This window comes from Bacillota bacterium (assembly GCA_013314855.1).
Taxonomy (GTDB): Bacteria; Bacillota; Clostridia; order Acetivibrionales; family DUMC01; genus Ch48.
In genome coordinates, this window is record JABUEW010000046.1 from 1 (window position 1) to 23,403 (window position 23,403).

Genomic DNA, 23,403 nt, shown 5'->3' on the forward strand with positions numbered 1-23,403 from the left:
GTGGAAAATTTTATGTTTTTATAATGAAAGATAATCTTAATTTTGAAATTATTGTGACTGAAAATATACTTTTAAAAGGTGTTTTAAAGATTTTTAATCGTAAAATTATATACAACGCAAATTGCTTTCTCTTACAAAAGTATTGATTATTAAATTATATTGTGTTATATTGAAATATTATAAATACATAAAGGTAAAATTAAAAGTAGTAATAGCTTCCTTAAGAGGTTTGCTATTTTTTATACGGTTTTTTGGATGGAAAGGATTGGACATAAAATATTATGGAAAATATTTTAAGGAAAGTTATTGAAATTGAATACAGGGCTCAGAGAATAATGGGAGAGGGTGCAGAAGAACGGAAACAAGCTGTCCTTGAAGCAGAAGAGAAAATTGCTCTAATAAAGGAAGAAATATTTCTTTCTTTAAAAAAGAGTATTGAGGAGATAAAGGCAGAGAAGCAGAAAGAAGCTAAACAAGAATCTGAGAGGATAATGTTGGAAACTAAGAATAAAGTTTCTTTGATGCAGAAAGAATTTAATGAAAACAGGAATTTATGGGTAAAAGATATATTTAATGACATTATATATGGGAGTTAGCTATTTATAACCTGGGAATTAGGGACTGAAATTGCGAGAGGGTGGTAGAATGCCTTTTTCTGTTTTAAGTTATACTGCGGCTAATACAAAAGCAAGGGCTTTGTTCGGCAAGCTTCTTACCAGTGATGACTACAAAAAGCTCCTGGATAAAAAAAACGTGCCGGATATAGCTTCATACCTGAAAAAGTATACTTCCTACAGTAGTATACTTTCGGAGATAAATGAAAATGATGTTCATAGGGGTGAACTTGAAGCACTTTTTAAAGCATCATTATACAATGATTTTATAAAAATACTGCATTTTTTGGGAGGAAATGCAGCAAAATTCATAGAAGCTGCATTCTTAAGGCATGAAATTGAAGATTTGAAAATGCTTATAAGCATAATATACACGAGGCGCGAAAGTGAATTAATGAAGGACTCCCTGGTTTTTTTGAAGAAATACAGCACGTTGGATTATAATAAGCTTATACGCTCCAGAAGCGTTGAAGAATTAATCAGCAATTTGAAAGGCACGGAGTACTATAAGGTATTGGCTTATTTTACCGGTAATTTGAAGCAAAACAGCCTTTTTGATATTGAAATGGCGTTGGATAACCATTTTTTTCTCTCGGTAATTAAGTTGAAGGATAAGCTTCTGTCAGGCAGCGACAGGAAAATAGTCACCCGGAGTTTTGGGCTGGAAATAGACATACTAAATATAATGTTGATATACAGGTGCAAAAAGCTGTTTTATCTTCCCAAGGAAATAACATTGAATTATGTAATTCCTTATTGGTACCGACTTAAGAAGAGCCAACTGGTGCGTTTGGCCGAGAGCCATGATATTTCGGAATTTAAAGATTTAGTATCGCAAACACCTTATGCAAAAATATTTAAGGCAAATGAGGAGCATATGTGGGAGACTAATTCAATGACCTTTATGTACAGGTTTTATAAAAGCATATTAAGGGAAAAACAACCAAGCCTTGGTGTTGCTATAGCTTACCTGCACTTGAAAGATATCGACATAAGGAATATTATTACAGTTATTGAAGGAGTACGATACAGTTTACCAACAGAAGAGATTGAGAAATACCTTATTGGTGTAGACAGGTGAGGTGGAACCATTGTCAATACTAAAAATGAAATTTATTAGTATAGTTGGCCGCAAAGACTACTTTGATGAATTTGTATTAAAATATGTTGTCAATAGCGGAATTGAGTTGGCAGACGCCTTAAGTAAACTTGAAAACATTAAGGGGCTGTCACGCTATGCAGATGAAGAGCCGCACAACGATTTGGTGAAAAGAATATTGTCTGTTGCGGAATTTATAGGAATGAAAAATATCAATACTGAAAATGTGGATATCCCCAGCCAAACATATTATACTGTTCTTCAGTTGCAAGATGAGGTTTCGCTGTTGGAAAAGGAGATCCGGTCATATACGGAACTTATGGAAAAGTACCGGGAGGAGCTTAACCAGTATTTTCACATGCAAAAGAAGCTTGAGCTGTTAATAGGGCTTGATGTTGACCTGGATAGTTTTTTTAATTTTGAATTCATAAAGTTCCGTTTTGGGAGAATACCAAAAAAATCCTACAGGCAGCTTCAGCTATACATTGATGATTTTGATGCCATAGTATATCCTGTTTCCCAGGACCAGGACTATGTATGGCTTATATACTTTACACCGAAAATATACAGTGAAAAGGTTGACAGTATTTTTTCATCGCTGTATTTTGAGAGGGTAAGGTTGTCTGCGGAATTCAAGGGTACACCTGCCGAAGCCCTCAAACAATTGAAAGAAAAACTTAGTATTTTGCAAAATGAACAGAAGAATCTGGACGAGAATATAAAAATATTTGCCCAATCCAACAGGGAAAGAGTAATAAACCTTTACAGGGCGGCAATACAGTTAAACCTTATATCCGAGATAAGGAGATATGCGGCATGCACCAAAGAATCCTTCTATATAACAGGCTGGATACCCGAGGATGAGTTAAATAAGCTAAAACCTACGATTGATTCCGATAAGAAGGTTATTTATATACTGGAAGAACCTGATATGCTGAAAAATCTAAAACCCCCTATAGAGCTTAAAAATAATGTATTGTTCAAACCTTTTGAAACACTGGTGCGTATGTATGGCCTTCCATCCTACAATGAAATAGACCCTACGGCTTTTGTGGCCGTTACCTATTTTCTTATGTTTGGACTTATGTTCGGAGACGTGGGACAGGGATTGGTATTGCTTTTGGCAGGGCTTTTCCTTTTAAAAAGGAAGGTTTCGTTGGGAGGAGTTATTTCAGGTGCAGGCATATCGTCAGTGGTGTTTGGTTTCCTTTATGGAAGCGTGTTCGGATTTGAAGATTGGATAGATGCTTTATGGATAAGACCGATGGAAAATATTAACACCATGCTGTTTGTTGCTGTTATTGCAGGTGTTCTGCTTATTACTTCGGCAATGGTATTGAATATGATAAATGGCATAAAAAGCAGGAATCTACCCAGGATCTTCTTTGATAAAAACGGGATGGCCGGATTTATATTTTATTGGAGTACGGTTATTTTGGTATTATATTTTTATAAAAATAATAAATTGCCTTTTTCACTGGGTACTTTTATTATTATTCTCATTATACCTATATTGGCAATGTTTTTTAAAGAACCTTTTGAGAATTATCTTCACAAAAGGGAATTCATACCTAAGGAAAAAGGTGTATTTTTTGTACAAACATTTTTCGAGTTGTTTGATACCATATTGTCCTACTTGAGCAACACAATTTCTTTCATAAGGCTTAGTGCTTTTGCATTGAATCATGCAGGGTTATTTATGGCTATTATGATACTTGCAGGAATGACGAAAGGTTTTGGAAGTATTGTGGAAATAGTTCTGGGGAATATCCTTATAATTGGCCTTGAAGGGCTTATCGTGGGGATACAGGCGCTGAGACTGGAATACTATGAATTATTCAACAGGTTTTTTACAGGTAATGGAAGAGCATATAAACCGTTGAAAAGGCGTAATTTAGTAAAAACTTGAATCAGATAAATAAATGGATAAATACAAGGAGGGTTTATATTATGGGTTTTGTATTGATAGTTATGGTTTTTCTGATTTTGTCGATAATAGGACTGGGTATTTGCTATATTAAGAGGGGTATTTCGGGGAAAAATGCCAAGAAGATACTAGGCATCAATATTATAAGTATCTTCAGCCTCTTGATTTTTGCTACGGTATTAATGATTTCAAATGCGGCTTCAGCACAAGGTCAAGATGCAGCACCTTCCCAGGAAGTAAATGGTTTGGGCTTGTTGGCGGCAGCCTTGTCTACAGGGCTTGCAACAATAGGCGCAGGTATAGCGGTTGCGATTTCAAGTTCGGCAGCCTTAGGAGCAATAAGCGAAGATTCGGGACTTTTGGGTAAAACACTGATATTTGTGGGCCTTGCAGAAGGTATTGCCATATATGGACTTATAGTGTCCATATTGATACTGGGTAGGCTATAATTAGGCCATAATATAGTTTTATTTAAATGAGTGAGAAGGGATAACTATGAGAATGTTCCTTATAAGTGACAATATTGATACCCAAACGGGTATGATGCTGGCTGGAGTCGAAGGAGTTGTGGTGCACAAGGAAGATGAAGTGCGTGCTGCCCTTGATAAGGCATTAAAAGACAGGAGTATTGCAATAATATTAATTACTGAAAAGCTTGTAGGATTAGTACCTGATTATATTAAATATATTAAGCTTAATATAAAATCTCCCCTTATCCTTGAAATACCAGACAGGCACGGCACAAACAGGCCGGCAGATTCAATTACAAGATATATAAAAGAAGCTATTGGACTTAAGATATAAGATATAAGAGGTGGTGCCTTTGAGTAGTCTGGAAGAAAAGCTTGCGCATTTTAATGAGGTTATATTAAACGATGCAACTTCTGAGAGGGATAGAATCCTTCTGCAGACGAAAAGTGAAATTGACAGCTTGATAGAAAGGAAAAAAAATGAGTTCCAACAACAAGCCGACGAAATATTAAAAAAGGAAAAAGCTTCAGCAGAAAAAGAAAAGAATATTGCCATATCAAAAGCTATTATTGAGAGTAAGCAGTTGTTAATAAAAGCAAGGGAAGACATGGTAAATGCAGTATTTAATGATGTCCGGAAGCTGCTTGAGGATTTTGTACGGAAAGACGACTATTATGCTTTCCTTTCTGAGGAAATTAAAAAATCTTCCCGATTGGCAGGTAAAGGAGAAATGGTTATCTATTTGAAAGAAAATGATCTAAGAAGGTTCTCAAAGGAGTTGGAGGCTTTGAAGGAGGAACTTCCCGAAGGGATTTATTATGAAGGAGTAAAGGATGATATTATTGGTGGGTGCAGGGTATTGAACAGGACTGAAAGGTTGATTATAGACAATACACTATTAAAAAAACTTGAAGTGAGAATGGATATGTTTATTAGAACCTTTGGATTGAAAATTGGTTAGTTAAAGAAAGTGGAAAAGCAGGTGAAAAATAGTTGAATAAATGGGAAAATCGCAGTGAGTATGCTGATGAAAGTTTAATATGCAGAATTAATGGACCGGTGGTAAAGGCACGAGGTAATTCAAATTTCAAAATGTATGAAACGGTGCTGGTGGGGAATAGAAGACTAATAGGTGAAGTAATAGGCCTGGAGGAAAATATTACTACTATCCAGGTTTATGAGGTTACGACAGGATTGAAAGTGGGGGAACCTGTAATACCTACAGGGAAGCCTCTTTCTGTACGGCTTGCTCCCGGAATAATTGGAAATATTTTTGACGGGATAGAAAGACCTCTTCCTAGTATTGAAAAGGAGGCTGGGCACTTTATCACCCGGGGAATAGAAGTAAACTCCCTTAACAATAAAAGAAGGTGGCCGGTCCACATGCTGGCAAAAGCTGGGGATTACGTACATGGAGGTATGATTATAGCTGAGGTTCCTGAAACTCCTCTTGTTATACACAGGGTGATGGTTCCTCCCGGTATAGAGGGAGTGGTGGTTGATGTAGTACCTGACGGGAATTACACAATAGAGGAAGTATTGGTACGAGTTTCAGAATCTCAAAAGGGTAAAGGTGATATTAGGGAAATAACAATGCTTCAAGAATGGCCTGTAAGAAAATCCAGGCCTTATAGGAAGAGACTGCCTATTAATGAACCGCTTATAACAGGCCAGCGCGTTATAGATACATTTTTCCCCATTGGGAAAGGAGGAACTGCGGCCATTCCGGGCGGTTTCGGTACAGGGAAGACCATGACCCAACACCAGATTGCAAAATGGTCTGACGCAGACATCATTGTGTATATTGGTTGTGGTGAACGGGGAAATGAAATGACTGAAGTCTTGGAAGATTTCCCCAAACTTATGGACCCTAATACGGGAAGGCCATTAATGGAGCGTACTGTTTTGATAGCAAATACTTCAAACATGCCGGTTGCAGCGAGAGAAGCCTCTATATATACAGGAATAACTCTGGCGGAGTATTATAGGGATATGGGATATAATGTTGCCGTAATGGCGGATTCTACCTCAAGATGGGCAGAAGCTTTAAGGGAGATATCGGGAAGGCTTGAAGAAATGCCTGCAGAAGAAGGATTTCCGGCTTATCTTTCCAGCAGGCTGTCTGAATTTTATGAGCGTGCCGGGAAGGTTGAAAATTTATGCGGCTTACCGGGCTCTGTGTCTATTATAGGTGCTGTGTCGCCGCAGGGCGGCGATTTTTCCGAACCTGTAACCCAGAATACCCGGCGTTATATCAGATGCTTCTGGGGACTTGACAGACAGCTTGCATATTCCAGGCATTATCCTGCAATAAACTGGCTGTCAAGCTATAGCGAGTACACAACCCTGTTAAGCACATGGTACGAGGAAAACGTAAACCCCGATTTCATTAAATACCGTGCTGAAATGTTAAAGATACTGCGGGAAGAGGGAAGACTTGTTGAGATAGTTAAACTGGTGGGCAGTGATATATTGGCAGATGACCAGAAACTTATACTTGAAAGCGGGAGGGCAATTAGGTTAGGCTTCCTCCAACAGGCAGCATTTCACCCTGTAGATACTTATGTTTCCCTTAAGAAACAGTTTTTAATGATGGATACTATTTTGTTTTTACACAATAGGGCCAGTGAGATAATAAAGAGAGGAATTCCAATTTCCCAAATTAAAGAATTAGGACTTTTTGAAGAAGTCATTGAAATGAAATATACAATCGGGAATGAAGAGCTTGAGAAGTTTGAAGAGGTAAAGAAGAAAATTGACAATATATTAAGCAGATTTGAGAGGAGTTAGGAGTGGAGGTAAATAGTCTTATGCCTATAGAGTATTTGGGCGTTAAAAATATTGCAGGTCCTCTGGTTATACTGGAGGGTGTTAAGGATGCGTCTTATGAAGAACTGGTAGAAATAACGGTTAACGATAATGAAATGCGCCTTGGCAAAATTATTGATATATCGGACAATATAGCTGTAATTCAAGTTTTTCAGGGAACAACAGATATATCCCTGAAAAACACTAAAATACGTACATTGGGACGTCCTATGGAGTTTCCGCTTTCGCCTGAAATCCTTGGAAGGGTTTTTGATGGACTCGGAAGACCAATAGATGGCCTTGGCAGAATATACCCGGATGCAATGATGGATATTAATGGCAGTCCTATAAACCCCGTATCCAGAAAATATCCCAGGGACTATATAGAAACCGGTATATCTGTCATTGATGGTCTTACAACTCTTATAAGAGGACAGAAGCTGCCCATATTTTCAGGAAGCGGACTTACCCATAATGAACTGGCGGCGCAAATAGTGCGCCAGGCCAGGCTCCCTAGAAAGGAAGATACAGGTTTTGCCGTTGTATTCGCAGCTATGGGTGTAAAGCATGATGTTGCAGAATATTTCAGGGCCAGTTTTGAACAAAGCGGAGTATTGCAAAAGGTTGTTATGTTTCTAAATCTGACAAGCGACCCTCCTGCTGAAAGGATAGTTACTCCACGGTGTGCCCTTACTGCTGCGGAGTATCTTGCCTTTGAATTGGGAATGCATGTACTGGTAATACTTACCGATATGACTGCATATTGTGAGGCTCTTCGGGAGATATCTTCTTCCAAGGACGAAATTCCCAGTAGAAAAGGATTTCCAGGTTATATGTACAGTGATTTAGCATCAATATATGAAAGAGCAGGCATGCTGAAAGGAAGGGAAGGATCTATAACCCAGATACCAATTCTTACCATGCCTAATGATGATATAACCCATCCCATACCGGACTTGACGGGATATATAACCGAAGGGCAAATAGTGTTTGACAGGGGTTTGTACCAAAATGGAGTATATCCTCCCATATCGGTACTTCCTTCTCTTTCCAGGCTTATGAAAGACAGTATCGGAGAAGGGTTTACGAGGGAAGATCATTATGCTTGTGCAACCCAGCTTTTTGCTTCATATGCAAAAGTCCAGGAAGTAAGGGCGCTGGCTTCCATAATCGGAGAGGAAGAATTGGGGGAAGTTGACAAATTGTATATGGAATTTGGAAGGGCCTTTGAAAACGAATTTATATCCCAGAAAATGGATGAAGATAGAACAATAGACCAGACGCTGGATTTGGGGTGGAAGATATTAGGAATTCTTCCGGCAAAAGAACTTGACAGGGTTGATAAAGAAATTCTCGAAAAATATTACAGGACATATAAACAAGCAGGAAGGGAGTAGGGATATGGATGTTTCAGCTTTTCCTACAAAAGGGAACCTCATTAAAGCACGTTCCAGCCTCCAACTGTCAATACAGGGCTATGAAATGCTGGATAAAAAAAGAAACATGCTGATAAACGAAGTGATGTCCCTGATAAAGCGAGCCGAAGAAATACAGTCAAAAATTGACATGGTTTTCAGTGATGCTTACAGGGCATTGCAAAGGGCTAATATCTCCCTCGGTATTAATACTGTTCGCCAGATTGGAGTTTCAATACCCGAAGAAAATAATATCAGGTTGGAATTCAGAAGTGTAATGGGTATAGAAATACCTGTAATAACTGAAGAAGAAAAAGAACCTGGAACTGTAGGGGCCAGCTATAGTTTATTAAGGACTAACTATTTTCTGGATGAGGCATATATAAACTTTAATAAAGTAAAAAAGCTTATATTGGAAATGGCTGAGATTGAAAACACGATTTTCAGGCTGGCAAACCATATTAAAAAGACCCAAAAAAGGGTAAATGCATTACAAAATATAATTATACCAAGATATAAAAATTTGGTGAATTATATACAAAGTTTCCTGGAAGAAAAAGAACGTGAAGAATTTGTCAGGTTACATGTTATAAAGGAGAAAATGACTGCCGACATTTAAAGGAGCTAAATCATAGGATGAGAATGGATAGAAATATTAACCAGGAATTGAAAAACTATCTTTCACACTTGCAAGTCAACCTGATAGTTGCAGCCTATACTCACTGTCCCGTTAATTGGAGGGATATAGATTATATTCCTGATTACAATAAATTTTACTTTATTTGTAATGGAGAAGGGTGGCTCAAAATTGGAGAGCAGGAATTTTACCCTAAACCAGGCCAATTGTTTTTTATGCCTGCCGGAGTAAAACAGTCTTACTCTACAATAAGCAATAATACTTTTGTAAAGTACTGGTGCCACTTTACTGCAAAAATAGGTGATGTAAACTTATATAATTTTATCAGGGTCCCTTTTTTTATTGATGTTATTAATAAAAAAGAAGTTGAAAAACTTTTTTTGAAACTTATCGAGTTTTACGAAAGAGGAGAAATTGCTTCCTATCTTTATGCACAATCCGTACTGATTGAAATATTTGCATATTATATTGAAAATATTCCAAAGGAAAACCTCTGCTTTTCTCCTTCTTTACCTATAGAGAAACTAAACCATGTACTTCGGTACATAGAAAATAATATATCCTGTGACCTAACTATAGAGCAGCTTGCAAAAATGGCAAGTTTTCATCCTAACTATTTCATCAGGTTTTTTAAAAAGCACATGGGGAATTCGCCAATTAACTATATAAACAGAATAAGGATGGAGAAAGCCAAAGACCTTTTAATAATTAAAGATATGAATATTACAGAAATTGCTTATGCAATTGGTTTTAATGATGTATATCATTTTTCAAAAGCTTTTAAAAAATATACGGGTTTTTCTCCCACGGAATTTAGAAATATTGTAAAAAAAACCAAATGAAAAGAGGTGGACAAAGGGCATGAAAATACTACTGGCACCTGATTCATTTAAAGGGTCCATGACATCCATAGAAATTATTGACTATCTTGAAAGAGCGGCAAGACAGAATTTTAACCCGATAGAAATAGTGAAGGTACCTATTGCCGACGGCGGAGAAGGTACTGTAGATGCCTTAACTGTATTAAAAGGCGGGGAATACAGATGGGTTGAAGTAACGGGACCTCTTGGAGAAAAAGTTAAAGCCAAGTATGGCATTATCGAAGACAAAACGGCAGTAATAGAAATGGCGCAGGCTTCAGGGTTGCCCTTAATAGCTCCTTGTGATAGGAATCCTTTATTAACTACAACTTATGGCACCGGCGAAATAATTAAGGCAGCCCTGGATGAGGGGATACGGGAATTTATTATTGGTATAGGAGGCAGTGCTACTAATGATGGGGGTATAGGTGCTGCCCAGGCATTAGGCATCCGATTCCTAGACAGTAAAGGGAATGAAGTTGGTTTTGGAGGAAGGGAGCTTTCAAGAATTAAACACATTAACATGGAGAATCTGGATCCAAGGATAAAAGAAAGTAGTATTGTCGTAATTTGTGATGTCAACAATCCTTTGACGGGAGATAAGGGTGCTACAGCAGTTTTTGGTCCCCAAAAAGGGGCAACTGAAGATATGCTTTTAGTATTGGAAAAGGGTATGAAAAATTATGCTGAAGTTATTCGTACCCAACTAGGCATAGATGTGGATAGAATACCGGGTTCAGGTGCTGCAGGAGGCCTTGGGGCTGCGTTTATATGTTTTTTGGGGGCTGAATTGAAGCCAGGTATTGATACTATACTTGATTTTGCAAATTTTGAACAGTTACTTACTGACGTAGACCTTGTCATAACCGGTGAAGGCAGAATTGACGGACAATCTCTATTTGGTAAAGTCCCTGTAGGTATAGCACGCCGGTGTAAAAAGCATGGCGTAAAAGTTGTAGTTATTGCAGGATCTATGGGAGATGGGGCTCAAGCAGTTTATGAATATGGAATTGAAAGTATAATGACAATAATTAATAAGGATATGAGCCTGGAGGAAGCTATATCAAGGTCAAAGGAATTACTGATGGATGCTGCCGACAGAATGTTCCGCTTAATTAAACTTGGTATGCAGTTAAGAAATACAGATAATGATTAACAATAGCGCGCATTTTCTCTATATGATGCAAAAAAAAGAAAAAATGCGCCATGCAATAAAGAAACTTAAAGCAATAAGGAGACTTAACGTCTCCTTATTATATTTATTTATTATATTTATTTAGCTAATTCAACTTTGTTGTTTATTTATTAATTTAATTGCAAGTTTTAGCGATTATCTTTAAATCCCAAATAATTTGCCTGGTTTATTCCCTGATTGACCCGTGAAAACCTCCGCAACACCAGAAGAGCAGTAAGAATAGGATGATAAACCAGAGAATAGTGTTATTATCAAAAAAATGACCTAATATGGCTCTATCTGACATAAATTCATTCCCCTTTCAATACTTGATATTTAATTTGATTCAATCGATTTTTATCTTATAGATTGTACATGATTAAATTTTCTTATGTTACTCATCACGGATGCAAGTACTTCCACTGCCGCATCCAAAGCACAGTATCAGGAAAACCAGAATAAAGAATAAAATTTCACTATTGCACCTGAAAAATCCTTTACTGCCTAAGTCTGACATTACCAATACCTCCTTTCACTAATACATACTATTCATTGATTGTTAATATGGTTACATTATAAATTCTGAAAAGCTATATTCTTTTGATAAATTATTGCATTAAAATTATATTTACAGTATATTAGCAGAATAATTATAACTGGCCCCGTCAATTTTATTTTCAAGATTAGCAGGTATAAGACATATCTCTTTATAGATCTTACCAAACCCATGTATAATAATCTCTGCACGGTTATAAGTTTTTTTCATAGGTATTTCAATTGTATTGCACAAATTATCATTTCTCTGCTTTTGTTGAACTTTGAAACCCCATTTTATTTGTGGCTCGCCTTGTACAGTAATTTTCAAAGCCATGTCTTGGTTGTATTCATGTGGTTTAAATAAGTGATAGCTCGATGCAAGATGATCCAACTGTCCATTTTGCAGAACAGCAGGATAAGATTGAAAAACATTTTGAATGTACGGCCTATCCCAGAGATGCCCATCCTTGTAGTACTGGGAAGGGTTAAAGTTTCTGGCGGCATATTCTTTAAAGGCAATCCCCAGATTCTTTTCGGGATATTTTTCTTTAATAGCAGCATTTATAGCTTTAATACTCGTATCATATGCTATTCCTTGAATTTCCCAAATGCTTTTTATTATTGAATAACCACCGTAGTTTTCAGAAAGGTATTTTGCGAAAATTACACCGCCATAGCTGCTTTTGTCCAAGGATTTTTCCGGGGACTGAAAAACTTTATCCAGGTACCTTACATAGTCATTTATGTCATTGTATATTTCGTCTTCGTTCCATGTAGCCGATGTTTCTTTCCACCATGAATCTGCATCCACGTTATAAGCGTATTGTACTGCATGGAAAAATTCATGGGCTGCCGTAACTTTCATGCAATTGTCTCTCTTGTCTTGAAACCCTTTTGATGAAGAATAATTATTATCTATGCAAATGTTGCAAGAGGCTCTCCTTTGCCTTGTTGATGTCATGGGATAATGCTTGGTAGGAATAGTTAGGCCATACACACCTTGAAGATCATATACATAAACATCCAGAGTTTTTTTACCTTTTTCCAGGATCGGATTTCTAAATCCCCTAATATCACAGGTTACTTTTTTAACATGGTCAAAGGCCAATCCCACCAGCTTGATATATTCAGGAATGTCTGCACCCCTTTCTGTAGGAACAGCATTGCTGCCTTCTGTTGTATAGTGAATTTTAAAATATCCCGAAGGACTCACGTAACTTTTATCAAGTGGTGGGATGGCAGAGATTAAAAACCGTTTTGCTTCTTCTGCTAGTTTTTTATCATAGTTTTTTTCCCTTATATAATCCTGGATTTCTTTTATTGCACTTGCCCCGCATTTTATGGGCAGGTCTGACCAATACTCGGGATACATACGTTCTTTGCTATGAAGAGATTTTAGATATAGGTATATTTTTGTATTTTCATCAATAATCCCGTTTTGATATGCCTGCCTGATGATACAAATAGAATCGCCGCAAAATTGGCTAAGGGTAATGGGAATATCTCTGCATACCTTCCCGCATGATGCCCTGATAGTGTATTCTTTATGAGATGAAGGAATTTTTTTTATTTTAGCTATATTGCTTTTTAACTCTACCTCGCTATTATCACAAGAATAGTTTATTTTTGCAGCCAGGACTTTCCCATGATCATCTCTTGGTGTTGTATTTAGTACTATATCTTCCCCCGGATAATATTTACCAGGTAAATCCCTTCTAATTTCAATTAGAGCTACATTTTTTACGCCAAATTCAACGATATCCTTTTTGTCATTATCGTTAGCAGTATTAGAACCGACAGTATCTGTGTAGTTTATAGCAATTAATATATCGGGTTCTGGGACTCCCATTCCTTCAGGCAAGGTATTTATATCTAGATTTACAGAGTATTTTCCTGCTTTTACGGGAAATCTAAATTCTCCGTTTTTATCTGTAAATGCATAATGAATAAGCTTTTCCTGCAGCAAGGAAGTGGTCTTGCTTTTTTTAGAATTTTTTGCCAAAGTTACTTCGTCTACTCGGAACAGGTTTATCCTTACACCTTCCACCGGCATCTCATTATCATCTTTTATACCATTACCATTCGAATCTATAAAAACAAAACCTTTAATAGTATTTGTCGGAGATTTACTTGCTAAAGATTTATTCGTTGAAGGATTACTTTCTAACGACTTACTCGGCATACAAATCCCTACACCTTTCATTTATAAAATAGTCAGCTATAACTTAAGTAAACAATGGGCTATATTTACATGATATGAAAGGCTGGTGTATTGTGTTACCTAAAACTTTTATGTATTATATTTTTCAGTGTAGGAATAATATTATTGAATTATTGAAAATAAAAGGAGAAAATGTATGGTAAGGAAAGAAACAATGGACGGAAACCAGGCTGCAGCGTATGCTTCCTATGCGTTGACGGAAGTAGCGGCCATATACCCTATTACACCTTCATCGCCCATGGCAGAGCATGTAGATGAATGGTCTGCAGGAGGTATGAAAAATATATTCGGACAGGAAGTCAAAGTTGTAGAAATGCAGTCAGAGGCTGGGGCAGCAGGAGCAATGCACGGATCTCTTGCAGCCGGTGCACTGGCAACTACCTACACTGCATCCCAGGGACTTCTTTTAATGATTCCAAACATATATAAAATGGTCGGTGAGCTATTGCCCGGAGTATTCCATGTAAGTGCTAGGGCCATAGCAACCCATGCTTTATCCATATTTGGTGATCACCAGGATGTAATGGCATGCCGTCAAACAGGGGTTGCAATGCTTGCATCTTCAAATGTACAGGAGGTTATGGATTTAGCTTTTATTGCCCACCTGTCGGCTATAAAATCCCGTGTGCCTTTTATGCATTTTTTTGATGGTTTTCGTACCTCGCATGAATACCAGAAAATTGACATAATTGACTACGAGGATATTGCATGTCTTGTAGATTTTGAGGCGGTAAAGGAATTCAGAGCAAGAGCATTAAACCCACAACATCCGGTGGTGAGAGGCACTGCACAGAATCCCGACATTTACTTTCAGGGCAGGGAAGCGGCAAACAGGTTTTATAATAGTGTGCCTGAAATTGTTAAATATTATATGGATGAATATGGGAAAATTACGGGAAGGCAATATGATCTGTTCGACTATTATGGAGCACCCGATGCAGAATACGCGGTAATATCCATGGGTTCAGTTTGCGATACTGTGGATGAAGTAGTCAGCTACCTTGTGAATAAGGGTGAAAAGGTTGGTTCAGTAAGGGTACATCTTTACAGGCCGTTCTCAGAAAAGCATTTTATTGATAAACTACCGAAAACGGTTAGAAAGATTGCTGTACTGGACAGGACAAAAGAACCGGGTTCTGCTGGAGAACCCTTATACTTGGATGTGATCAAGGCTTTATACGGGTATTCTCCGGTACCTATTATAGTGGGAGGAAGGTATGGTCTTGGTTCAAAAGATACAAGACCTTCCCAGATACTGTCAATATTTAACAATCTAAAAAAAAATAAACCCAAAGACCGTTTTACCATAGGTATAATTGACGATGTTACCGGATTGTCCCTTCCGGAAGAAGAAATGATCGATACAACTCCTGAAGGGACTATAAGCTGTAAGTTCTGGGGCCTGGGTTCGGATGGTACGGTCGGTGCAAATAAAAGTGCAATAAAAATAATTGGAGATAACACAGAGCTTTATGTGCAGGGGTATTTCTCTTATGACAGTAAGAAGTCCGGAGGAACAACAATTTCGCATTTGCGCTTTGGCAAAAAGCCTATAAAGTCACCATATTTAATATATAGGGCAGATTATATTGCATGTCACAATAAGGCTTTCATTTATCACTACGATATACTGAAAGGACTAAGGGAAAATGGTACTTTTGTGCTTAATTGCCCCTGGAAACCGGAAGATTTGGATGAGAAACTACCTGCTTCCATGAAAAGATATATAGCCCGGAATAATATCAATTTTTATGTAATTGATGCTATAACCATTGCTTCAGAGATAGGTCTTGGAAACAGAATTAATATGATAATGCAGGCTGCATTTTTCAAATTGGCTAAAATAATACCATTAGAAGATGCTGTGAGATTTCTTAAGGAATCTATCGAGAAAACCTACGGCAGGAAAGGAAAGGATATTGTGGATATGAATAAAGCTGCGGTGGATAGGGGAATAGAGGCATTGGTAAAAGTTAACGTACCGCCTGAATGGGTCAAAGCTTCCGATGACAGCCCAAATGAAGCGATGGGTGTAGGAAGAAATGTAACCCGGGTTGAGCCTGATTTTGTTAAAAACATACAGAGGCCTATTGCAAGGCATGAAGGGGATGAACTTCCTGTAAGTGCTTTTAAAGGAATGGAGGATGGTTCTTACCCGTTAGGTACTACTGCCTATGAGAAAAGGGGTATAGCTGTAATGCTGCCACAGTGGCAAATGGAAAAATGTATACAATGCAACCGCTGTTCCTATGTATGCCCGCATGCGACAATAAGGCCGTTTTTGCTTGATGAAGAAGAAGTAAAGAATGCTCCTGACGGATTTAAAACACTAAAGGCAATGGGAAAAGGCCTGGAAAGGTATAACTACCGTATTCAGGTTTCTCCTCTTGACTGTACGGGCTGTGGAAACTGCGCCGATGTATGTCCTGCAAAAGGCAAAGCATTGATAATGAAGCCGGCTGAAGAAGAAATAGAGAATCAGAAGACTAACTGGGAATATGCCATGACCATCACAGAGAAAAAAGATTTGATGGAATTGGAAACATTAAAGGGCAGTCAGTTTGCAAGGCCGCTCCTTGAATTTAACGGAGCATGCCCGGGCTGTGGAGAAACACCTTATATAAAGCTGCTTACCCAGTTATTTGGAGACAGAATGATAATAGCAAATGCTACCGGCTGCTCATCAATATGGGGGGCCAGTGCTCCATCCATAGCTTATACTACCAATGCTGAAGGGAAAGGTCCTGCCTGGGCCAACTCCCTTTTTGAGGATAATGCTGAATACGGCTATGGTATGTATTTAGGGGTTAAACAAATAAGAGAAAAACTGGCAAGTTTAATGGAGCAGGTAGTCAATGACCGTGGTCGGGTAAATGCCGGAATAAAAGATGAGGAAAGTCCGGCAAGCAGCGCACAGATTACAGAAGAATTGAAACAGGCTTTCAGGGAATGGGTTAACAGTAAAGACGACGGTAAAGCCTCGAAAATTGCATCGGACAAAATACTGAAAATACTAAAGAATTATAATTACAGCGACAATAGAATTATCGAAGAAATTATGGAGAAGAAAGACTTCCTCGTAAAACCATCAGTATGGATTATTGGAGGGGACGGCTGGGCATATGATATAGGCTTTGGCGGAGTAGACCATGTACTTGCTTTGGGAGAAAACGTGAATCTTTTTGTTATGGATACGGAAGTATATTCAAATACAGGCGGACAATCTTCAAAAGCCACACCAGCGGCAGCAGTGGCGAAATTTGCATCGGCAGGTAAAAAAACTGCTAAAAAAGATTTGGGGCTCATGGCAATAACCTACGGCCATGTTTACGTAGCCCAAATATCAATGGGTGCCGATATGAACCAGACGATAAAGGCTATTGTCGAAGCTGAAAATTATAACGGGCCGTCACTAATAATCGCTTATTCTCCTTGTATAAATCATGGAATAAAAACAGGCATGGGCACCAGCATTATGGAAGAAAGAAAAGCAGTTGAGGCCGGTTACTGGCATTTATACAGGTATAATCCGGAATTGAAAAAACAAGGGAAAAATCCGTTTATTTTAGATTCCCGGGAACCTAAATCTTCTTTTAAAGATTTTATAAAGGGAGAAATACGTTATTCCCAATTAATGAATACTTTCCCGGATATTGCAGGTGAAATGTATGAACTGGCAGAACAAAACGCCAGGGAGAGGTATGAGATGTATAGACAATTGGCAGACCGGGATTGACCGGCTTGCTTTATTTTTGATTTTCTTCCACGTATTCTTTGGCATTTTCAACATGAAATTCCCCTGGAACTGTTACTCTTGAAACAGGTTTAGTTTTCATGATATTTGCCCATGCAGCAGTTTCATGTTTTTCGATTGGGGCTTTATTAAGCTTTTGTGCGAACTGTTTTTCATCCGGCTTATTTAGCATAAAATATTTACTCCTTTTTCTACAGGATTTATCCCAAATAGCTATGCTTTTATTATTTCCGTTAGTTTAATTTTAATTCTTGAAAACATGCTGCTAAAATTAGTAAAATTTATTATTCCTATATGTTAGCCGATACTTTAATGGTGTAGTACCGGTATATTTTTTGAAAATCCTGATAAAATGATTTACATTGTTAAAACCTGAATCTATTCCTACTTTGGTTATACTATTATTTGTGTAAAAAAGGCGTTCCTTGGCCCTGGAGATTCTCTGTAAAATCAAGTATTCTTTAAATGTAAATCCTGTAGTTTCTCTGAATAAACGGGATAAATAATATTTATCTATATAAAAAAGTTTGGAAACTGTTTCAAGGCTTATTTCGCCAGTACAATTTTCTTCAATATGTTTTTGAACTTGAAAGATCGTTTCCATTGGCTTGGTATACGATACAAGGGGAAATATACCCCGGTAATTCCTGTACAATAAAACAAGAAGTTTTTGTAGATATGATTCTATTGCAAGTATCCAGTAATCTTTTTTATCTTTAAATTCTGCAAACATCTTCGTAAATAGTTCGGTAATAACATCTCTTATGGCTGTGTCCAGGCATATTGTATGCCGGAAATGCCAGGGACGGTTTTTAAAAAGGGAAAGCAATATAGGGTCGTTAATCACAGATTGAAACCAAAGCGGGTCAATTAAAATAAAATATCTTTTATAGGGATAAGATATTACTTTCAAATGATGACTTTCAAGATTATTGATAAATATTATATTGCCCGGCGTAATATTGTATGCTTTATTATTTATATGGAATTGTGCCTTTCCTTCAACCACATAGATTATTTCATAGGAGTTGTGAAAGTGTGTTTCCATTTCCAACTCACTACAGGATTCCCTGTAGACAATGCTAATAAAATTAGGATCTTCAAAATTTATATTGTTATGCATTTTGTTATTTATTTTGTTATTTGAATCATTATGACACATGTTACCTCCAATAAAAAAAATATAGCAAAAAACGCTAATAATATTGCAAATAAAATGTAGATATATAAACTACATGCTTGATATAATAACAAATAAAGATAATTTATTATACCACAGGAATGTATAGGGGGACAAGAAATGAATTTTAAAGAATTCAAGTATAATAGCCTTGAAGAAGTTATGGCAGACGCTGAATCAATGAACCTGGATTTGCATTTTTCAAATAATATGGAGTTATTTCACAAAAAAGTCAATGTTAATAGTATAGTAATTCCAAATTCTATTGCTTTCCACCCAATGGAGGGAACGGATGGGAAGAAAGACGGAAGCCCGGATGAACTCACAATAAGGAGATATGAACGTTTTTCGAGGGGCGGAGCAGGGCTTATATGGTTTGAGGCGGTTGCCGTAGTACCTGAAGGGAGGGTTTGCCCCAGGCAGTTATGGATAACCAAGGATAACCTTGGTGAGTTTCAAAGACTTCATGAAAGGATTATAACAAATGCCCATGAAGAATTCGGGAAGAACTTTACTCCCGTATGCATAATGCAGCTTACCCATTCAGGCCGGTTCAGTAAACCGAAAGGGCTGCCTGCCCCAATGATTGCTTATCATAATCCATATCTGGATAAAGTTAGAAAGATTGATGAGAACATGAGGCCTGTAGAAGACGATTATATTGAAAGCCTTGAAGAAAAATTTGAAGAAGCTGCTGTGTTAGCATATAAGGCAGGGTTTGACGGTGTGGATATAAAAAGCTGCCATAGATACTTGAATTCTGAATTGTTGGCGGGATACACAAGGAAAGGTAAATACGGTGAAACATTTGAAGGCAGGACCAGGTTCCTTTTAAATACGGTTGATCGTATAAAATGCCGGATGGGTGGAAAATTCATTGTCACTGCACGCTTGAATATTTATGATGGAATACCTTATCCTTACGGTTGGGGTGTTGATAAGGAAAACCACTTAGAATATGACCTTACTGAGCCTTTAAAGCTGGTTAAAATTCTTTATGAAAAAGGAGTAAGGCTTCTTAATCTTACCATGGGCACTCCTTATTATAATCCACATGTCAACAGGCCTTTTGATAAAGGGGAATACATTCCTCAAGAACATCCCCTCCAGGGAGTGGCCAGGTTAGTTAATGGTGTTCGGAAAATTCAGCAGGCCTTCCCCCAAATTGCTATTGTGGGAACAGGATATAGCTGGCTCAGGCAGTTTTCACCATACCTGGGGGCGGGTACCCTTGAAAAGAAATATGCTACTCTTATAGGCTATGGGAGGGAAACCTTTGCTTACCCTGATTTCCCTAAAGATTTACTTAACTACGGCTTTGTGAAAAAAGAAAAATGCTGTATTGCTTGCGGCAAATGTACGGAAATAATGAGGGCAGGCGGAACTGCAGGATGTGTTGTAAGGGATTTTGAAGTATATGGTAAAATATATAAGGAATATTGCAGAAAGAATACTTAGAAAATAAATTAATTTTAGATAAATTAATTTAAAATAAATAAATATTGTGGGGGGATTACAATGTTTGATAAGAAATTTGATAAAAAAACAGCTATTGTTACAGGTGCTTCCAGGGGTATCGGAAATGCCGTTGCCGTACAGTTAGCTGAAGACGGCTATGCAATTTGTATAGTAGACATAATAGAGGAAGATAAGGTGGTAGATAAAATAAACATCGTAAGGGAAAAAGGACAGCCGGTACTGTATATAAAAGGAGATATATCATCTGAAAAAAGCAGAAAAGAAACTGTTGAAAGAGTCATGAATGAGTTTGGCAGAATAGATGTATTAGTTAACAATGCTGGAGTTGCACCAAAAGTAAGGCTGGATATACTTAAAACAACAGAAGAGAGTATGGATTATGTATTGAATATTAATCTCAAAGGAACTTTTTTCCTAACTCAGCTGGTGGCAAACACTATGATTGATATTGTTAACAGCAATGAAATTAATAATTATCGGCCCAAAATAATAAACATATCATCCATATCTGCTTATACATCTTCCACCAATAGAGGAGAATACTGTATATCCAAGGCCGGTATAAGTATGATAACCAAGCTATTTGCCGATAGGTTGGCTGAATTTGGTATTAATGTTTACGAAATAAGGCCTGGTATTATTAAAACAGATATGACAGCTGTTGTGAAAGAGAAATATGATAATCTTATAGCAAATGGGTTGACGCCAATAAAACGGTGGGGATTTCCCGAGGATGTAGCTAATGCAATTTCGGTACTTTGCTCAGGGAAACTTGATTTTTGTACCGGCGAGGTTATTAATGTGGATGGAGGATTCCATATAAGAAGGCTATAGCAATTTGCAATTTATATACTGTAGCAATGTATAAAGTTGTTATAATTATAAGTAATAAAGAATAAGTAAAGGGGAGGTTGAACTAAGTATGGATAAAAAGAAAGTAAACATAAGCGGCCTGGATATTGATGTATACAGCTTGAATACTATAATAGTGGGATCCGGTTGTGCCGGTTTTAATGCAGCAGATAGTTTATATTCCTTGGGGCAGAAGGATATTGCGATTGTGACAGAAGGGATAAATATGGGCACTTCCCGAAATACCGGTTCGGATAAGCAAACATACTATAAATTAACTATGGCCGGCGATACACCCGATTCAGTTATGGATATGGCAAGAACACTGTTTAACGGCGGGTGCATGCATGGCGATATAGCTTTAATAGAAGCTGCACTTTCCTCACGATGTTTTTACAAATTGGTGGAACTAGGCGTTCCTTTTCCTCATAATAGATATGGAGAATTTGTTGGTTATAAGACCGACCATGACCCCAGGCAACGTGCCACTTCAGCAGGGCCGTTAACATCAAAATTTATGACTGAGGGGTTGGAGAAGAGGGTTAGGGAGAAGGGTATTAGTATTTTTGACGGGTATCTTGTAATAGGAATTTTAACGCATAGTGAAGAAGCAAACAGGGAGGAAGGAAGGAGCAAGGATATTTGGGTTGAAAAGAAGGATGGAGATATTTGTGCTGAAAAAAAAGCTGTAGGACTTGTAACCCTTAACCTGAATGATATAGACAGTCCCAATATGGGATTTACACTGTTCAACTGTAGAAATATTATTTATGCTACAGGAGGGCCGGCAGGAATGTACCTGACTTCGGTTTATCCTGAAAGCCAGACAGGTGCTTCAGGGATTGCTTTTGAAGCAGGAGTAAAAGGAGTTAATTTAACTGAATCCCAATATGGCCTGGCTTCCGTTAAATTCCGGTGGAACCTATCCGGTACATATCAGCAGGTTTTACCAAGATATGTTTCAACTAAACCCGATGGCAGTGATGAAAAGGAGTTTCTTGAGGAGTATTTCCCAAACCCGGGTGCCATGCTTGATGCAATATTTCTAAAAGGTTACCAGTGGCCATTTGACCCAAGAAAAATTGAAAACTTTGGCTCATCGTTAATAGATATACTAGTGTATAATGAAACGCAAATCAAAGGCAGAAAGGTATTCCTGGACTATACTAAAAATCCTGCATGGGGAAGCAGGAATGGGGAATTGGATTTCTCTCTGCTTGGAGAAGAAGCATATAAATACCTGGAAAATTCCCATGCCCTGTTTGGTACTCCGATACAACGATTAAAAAAAATGAACCAGCCTGCTATTGAATTGTATAAAAACAACGGAATAGATTTAGAAAATGAATATTTGGAAATAGATGTATGCGCCCAGCATAACAACGGTGGCCTTGCAGGAAATATATGGTGGGAGAGCAATGTAAAACACTTTTTCCCTGTAGGTGAAGTGAATGGTACATTTGGAGTTTACAGGCCAGGAGGTAGTGCCCTTAATTCAACCCAGGTAGGCAGTTTAAGAGCTGCACAGTATATAGCGGCTAATTATGGCGATAGACCTATGCCGGTAGAGGATTTTGTAAATATTGTGAAAGGACAGGTTGTTGAAAGGATAGAATTGGCCCATAAGTTTATATCAAATGGGCGTTCAGGTTCAAACCCCAACCCAGACACTAATCCGAATTCAGATTCCGGCTTGGATTCAAATTTCGGCTTGGGATCAAATTCTAATGTAATGGAAATCAGAAAAAGAATGCAGGAAAGAATGACAAGATATGGTGCTCATATAAGGTCATACAAAGAAGTGTTAAAAGCTATTGATGAAAGCAGAAAAGAACTGGATGAGCTTGCCGGTAATACAAGAATCTCTTCTTTAAGGGAGCTGGCTGAAGCTTTTAAAAACAGGGATATAGCCATAACCCAATATGTGTACTTGAATGCCATAAAAGAGTACATGGACAAGGGAGGCAAAAGCAGAGGTTCCTACTTAGTGCAGGATAATAATGGCAAACTCCCTGTAGAAACCCTTCCTGAAATATTCCGCTTTTTGTTGGATGATGGACAATTATCCGGAGTAGTCAATGAAATAGAGTTAAAAATGGAAGAAGGCTGTTTAAATGTGATTTCTGAATGGAAACCTGTTCGGCCAATTCCATACACTGATAATTGGTTTGAAAACGTTTGGAGAGATTATAGAAGTAAAAAGGTGTTTGAGCGACAATAATAACGGAATTGGCATGGAAAGGGGGGCGTAGCAGCGTTACCCTACCATGCCAATTCTTCTATTCCTTTCCTTCCCTTTGTGGCTTTAAGTTTTTAAGTCTTTATGCCTTTACGCTTTTACACTTTTACATGGGCGCATTTTCTTCATAAAAAGA

Annotated in this window: 18 protein-coding genes; 15 read left to right on the top strand and 3 right to left on the bottom strand. The window is 37.7% G+C overall.

Features of this window, described 5'->3' with window-relative positions; all coding sequences use genetic code 11:
- Positions 1–281 precede the first annotated feature (281 nt).
- The 11 genes from HPY74_09540 to HPY74_09590 all read left to right on the top strand — a co-directional run bounded on the left by HPY74_09540 (position 282) and on the right by HPY74_09590 (position 10,987).
- Positions 282–596 carry a hypothetical protein gene (locus HPY74_09540; GenBank protein NSW90892.1) on the top strand — a complete coding sequence of 105 codons (315 nt, stop codon included), beginning with the start codon at positions 282–284 and terminating at the stop codon, positions 594–596.
- A gap of 49 nt (positions 597–645) precedes the next feature.
- Positions 646–1,695, top strand: a complete 1,050-nt coding sequence (locus HPY74_09545; GenBank protein NSW90893.1) for a V-type ATPase subunit — start codon at positions 646–648, stop codon at positions 1,693–1,695.
- A gap of 10 nt (positions 1,696–1,705) precedes the next feature.
- Positions 1,706–3,622, top strand: a complete 1,917-nt coding sequence (locus HPY74_09550; protein NSW90894.1) for a V-type ATP synthase subunit I — start codon at positions 1,706–1,708, stop codon at positions 3,620–3,622.
- Positions 3,623–3,663: 41 nt separating this feature from the next.
- On the top strand, positions 3,664–4,089 hold the full coding sequence (locus HPY74_09555; protein ID NSW90895.1) for an ATPase: 426 nt from the start codon (positions 3,664–3,666) through the stop codon (positions 4,087–4,089).
- Positions 4,090–4,135: 46 nt separating this feature from the next.
- Positions 4,136–4,444: an ATP synthase subunit F gene (locus HPY74_09560; GenBank protein ID NSW90896.1), complete on the top strand. Its 309-nt coding sequence runs from the start codon at positions 4,136–4,138 to the stop codon at positions 4,442–4,444.
- Between the two features lie 19 nt (positions 4,445–4,463).
- Positions 4,464–5,072: a hypothetical protein gene (locus tag HPY74_09565; protein NSW90897.1), complete on the top strand. Its 609-nt coding sequence runs from the start codon at positions 4,464–4,466 to the stop codon at positions 5,070–5,072.
- Positions 5,073–5,149: 77 nt separating this feature from the next.
- Entirely contained in the window at positions 5,150–6,901 is a 1,752-nt protein-coding gene (locus HPY74_09570) for a V-type ATP synthase subunit A (protein ID NSW90898.1), read from the top strand.
- A gap of 20 nt (positions 6,902–6,921) precedes the next feature.
- On the top strand, positions 6,922–8,316 hold the full coding sequence (locus HPY74_09575; protein ID NSW90899.1) for a V-type ATP synthase subunit B: 1,395 nt from the start codon (positions 6,922–6,924) through the stop codon (positions 8,314–8,316).
- A gap of 4 nt (positions 8,317–8,320) precedes the next feature.
- Positions 8,321–8,953 carry a V-type ATP synthase subunit D gene (locus tag HPY74_09580; GenBank protein ID NSW90900.1) on the top strand — a complete coding sequence of 211 codons (633 nt, stop codon included), beginning with the start codon at positions 8,321–8,323 and terminating at the stop codon, positions 8,951–8,953.
- 17 nt (positions 8,954–8,970) lie between these two features.
- Positions 8,971–9,813 carry a helix-turn-helix transcriptional regulator gene (locus HPY74_09585; GenBank protein NSW90901.1) on the top strand — a complete coding sequence of 281 codons (843 nt, stop codon included), beginning with the start codon at positions 8,971–8,973 and terminating at the stop codon, positions 9,811–9,813.
- 19 nt (positions 9,814–9,832) lie between these two features.
- The gene (locus HPY74_09590) at positions 9,833–10,987 is read left to right on the top strand and encodes a glycerate kinase (GenBank protein ID NSW90902.1); all 1,155 of its coding nucleotides are present in this window, start codon (positions 9,833–9,835) and stop codon (positions 10,985–10,987) included.
- Positions 10,988–11,633: 646 nt separating this feature from the next.
- Here HPY74_09590 and HPY74_09595 read toward each other — a convergent pair.
- Positions 11,634–13,724 (bottom strand): hypothetical protein, encoded by a 2,091-nt coding sequence (locus tag HPY74_09595; GenBank protein NSW90903.1) that lies wholly within the window; start codon positions 13,722–13,724, stop codon positions 11,634–11,636.
- Between the two features lie 175 nt (positions 13,725–13,899).
- On the opposite strand from HPY74_09595, the gene nifJ reads away from it, so the two are divergent.
- The gene (gene nifJ / locus HPY74_09600; GenBank protein NSW90904.1) at positions 13,900–17,499 is read left to right on the top strand and encodes a pyruvate:ferredoxin (flavodoxin) oxidoreductase; all 3,600 of its coding nucleotides are present in this window, start codon (positions 13,900–13,902) and stop codon (positions 17,497–17,499) included.
- Positions 17,500–17,509: 10 nt separating this feature from the next.
- Here the strand turns inward: nifJ and HPY74_09605 are convergent, their stop codons facing one another.
- Together HPY74_09605 and HPY74_09610 are read right to left on the bottom strand one after the other, a co-directional pair.
- Positions 17,510–17,689 carry a DUF3787 domain-containing protein gene (locus tag HPY74_09605; GenBank protein ID NSW90905.1) on the bottom strand — a complete coding sequence of 60 codons (180 nt, stop codon included), beginning with the start codon at positions 17,687–17,689 and terminating at the stop codon, positions 17,510–17,512.
- Positions 17,690–17,788: 99 nt separating this feature from the next.
- Positions 17,789–18,679, bottom strand: coding sequence for a helix-turn-helix transcriptional regulator (locus tag HPY74_09610; protein NSW90906.1), 891 nt, complete (start codon positions 18,677–18,679; stop codon positions 17,789–17,791).
- 138 nt (positions 18,680–18,817) lie between these two features.
- Between HPY74_09610 and HPY74_09615 the strand changes: the two genes are divergently transcribed.
- The 3 genes from HPY74_09615 (at position 18,818) to HPY74_09625 (ending at position 23,249) form a co-directional block, all read left to right on the top strand.
- Entirely contained in the window at positions 18,818–20,155 is a 1,338-nt protein-coding gene (locus HPY74_09615) for a flavin oxidoreductase/NADH oxidase (GenBank protein NSW90907.1), read from the top strand.
- A gap of 60 nt (positions 20,156–20,215) precedes the next feature.
- Positions 20,216–21,010: a 3-ketoacyl-ACP reductase gene (locus HPY74_09620; GenBank protein NSW90908.1), complete on the top strand. Its 795-nt coding sequence runs from the start codon at positions 20,216–20,218 to the stop codon at positions 21,008–21,010.
- Positions 21,011–21,098: 88 nt separating this feature from the next.
- Positions 21,099–23,249, top strand: a complete 2,151-nt coding sequence (locus tag HPY74_09625; protein ID NSW90909.1) for an FAD-binding protein — start codon at positions 21,099–21,101, stop codon at positions 23,247–23,249.
- Positions 23,250–23,403: the final 154 nt, after the last annotated feature.

What these genes read in the sequence shown, in the direction of transcription:
- HPY74_09540 (NSW90892.1), top strand. Translation starts at nt 282, where the DNA reads ATGGAAAATATTTTAAGGAAAGTTATTGAAATTGAATACAGGGCTCAG.
- HPY74_09545 (NSW90893.1), top strand. Translation starts at nt 646, where the DNA reads ATGCCTTTTTCTGTTTTAAGTTATACTGCGGCTAATACAAAAGCAAGG.
- HPY74_09555 (NSW90895.1), top strand. Translation starts at nt 3,664, where the DNA reads ATGGGTTTTGTATTGATAGTTATGGTTTTTCTGATTTTGTCGATAATA.
- HPY74_09560 (NSW90896.1), top strand. Translation starts at nt 4,136, where the DNA reads ATGAGAATGTTCCTTATAAGTGACAATATTGATACCCAAACGGGTATG.
- HPY74_09575 (NSW90899.1), top strand. Translation starts at nt 6,922, where the DNA reads ATGCCTATAGAGTATTTGGGCGTTAAAAATATTGCAGGTCCTCTGGTT.
- HPY74_09580 (NSW90900.1), top strand. Translation starts at nt 8,321, where the DNA reads ATGGATGTTTCAGCTTTTCCTACAAAAGGGAACCTCATTAAAGCACGT.
- HPY74_09585 (NSW90901.1), top strand. Translation starts at nt 8,971, where the DNA reads ATGAGAATGGATAGAAATATTAACCAGGAATTGAAAAACTATCTTTCA.
- HPY74_09590 (NSW90902.1), top strand. Translation starts at nt 9,833, where the DNA reads ATGAAAATACTACTGGCACCTGATTCATTTAAAGGGTCCATGACATCC.
- HPY74_09595 (NSW90903.1), bottom strand. Translation starts at nt 13,724, where the DNA reads ATGCCGAGTAAGTCGTTAGAAAGTAATCCTTCAACGAATAAATCTTTA.
- nifJ (NSW90904.1), top strand. Translation starts at nt 13,900, where the DNA reads ATGGTAAGGAAAGAAACAATGGACGGAAACCAGGCTGCAGCGTATGCT.
- HPY74_09605 (NSW90905.1), bottom strand. Translation starts at nt 17,689, where the DNA reads ATGCTAAATAAGCCGGATGAAAAACAGTTCGCACAAAAGCTTAATAAA.
- HPY74_09610 (NSW90906.1), bottom strand. Translation starts at nt 18,679, where the DNA reads ATGTGTCATAATGATTCAAATAACAAAATAAATAACAAAATGCATAAC.
- HPY74_09615 (NSW90907.1), top strand. Translation starts at nt 18,818, where the DNA reads ATGAATTTTAAAGAATTCAAGTATAATAGCCTTGAAGAAGTTATGGCA.
- HPY74_09620 (NSW90908.1), top strand. Translation starts at nt 20,216, where the DNA reads ATGTTTGATAAGAAATTTGATAAAAAAACAGCTATTGTTACAGGTGCT.
- HPY74_09625 (NSW90909.1), top strand. Translation starts at nt 21,099, where the DNA reads ATGGATAAAAAGAAAGTAAACATAAGCGGCCTGGATATTGATGTATAC.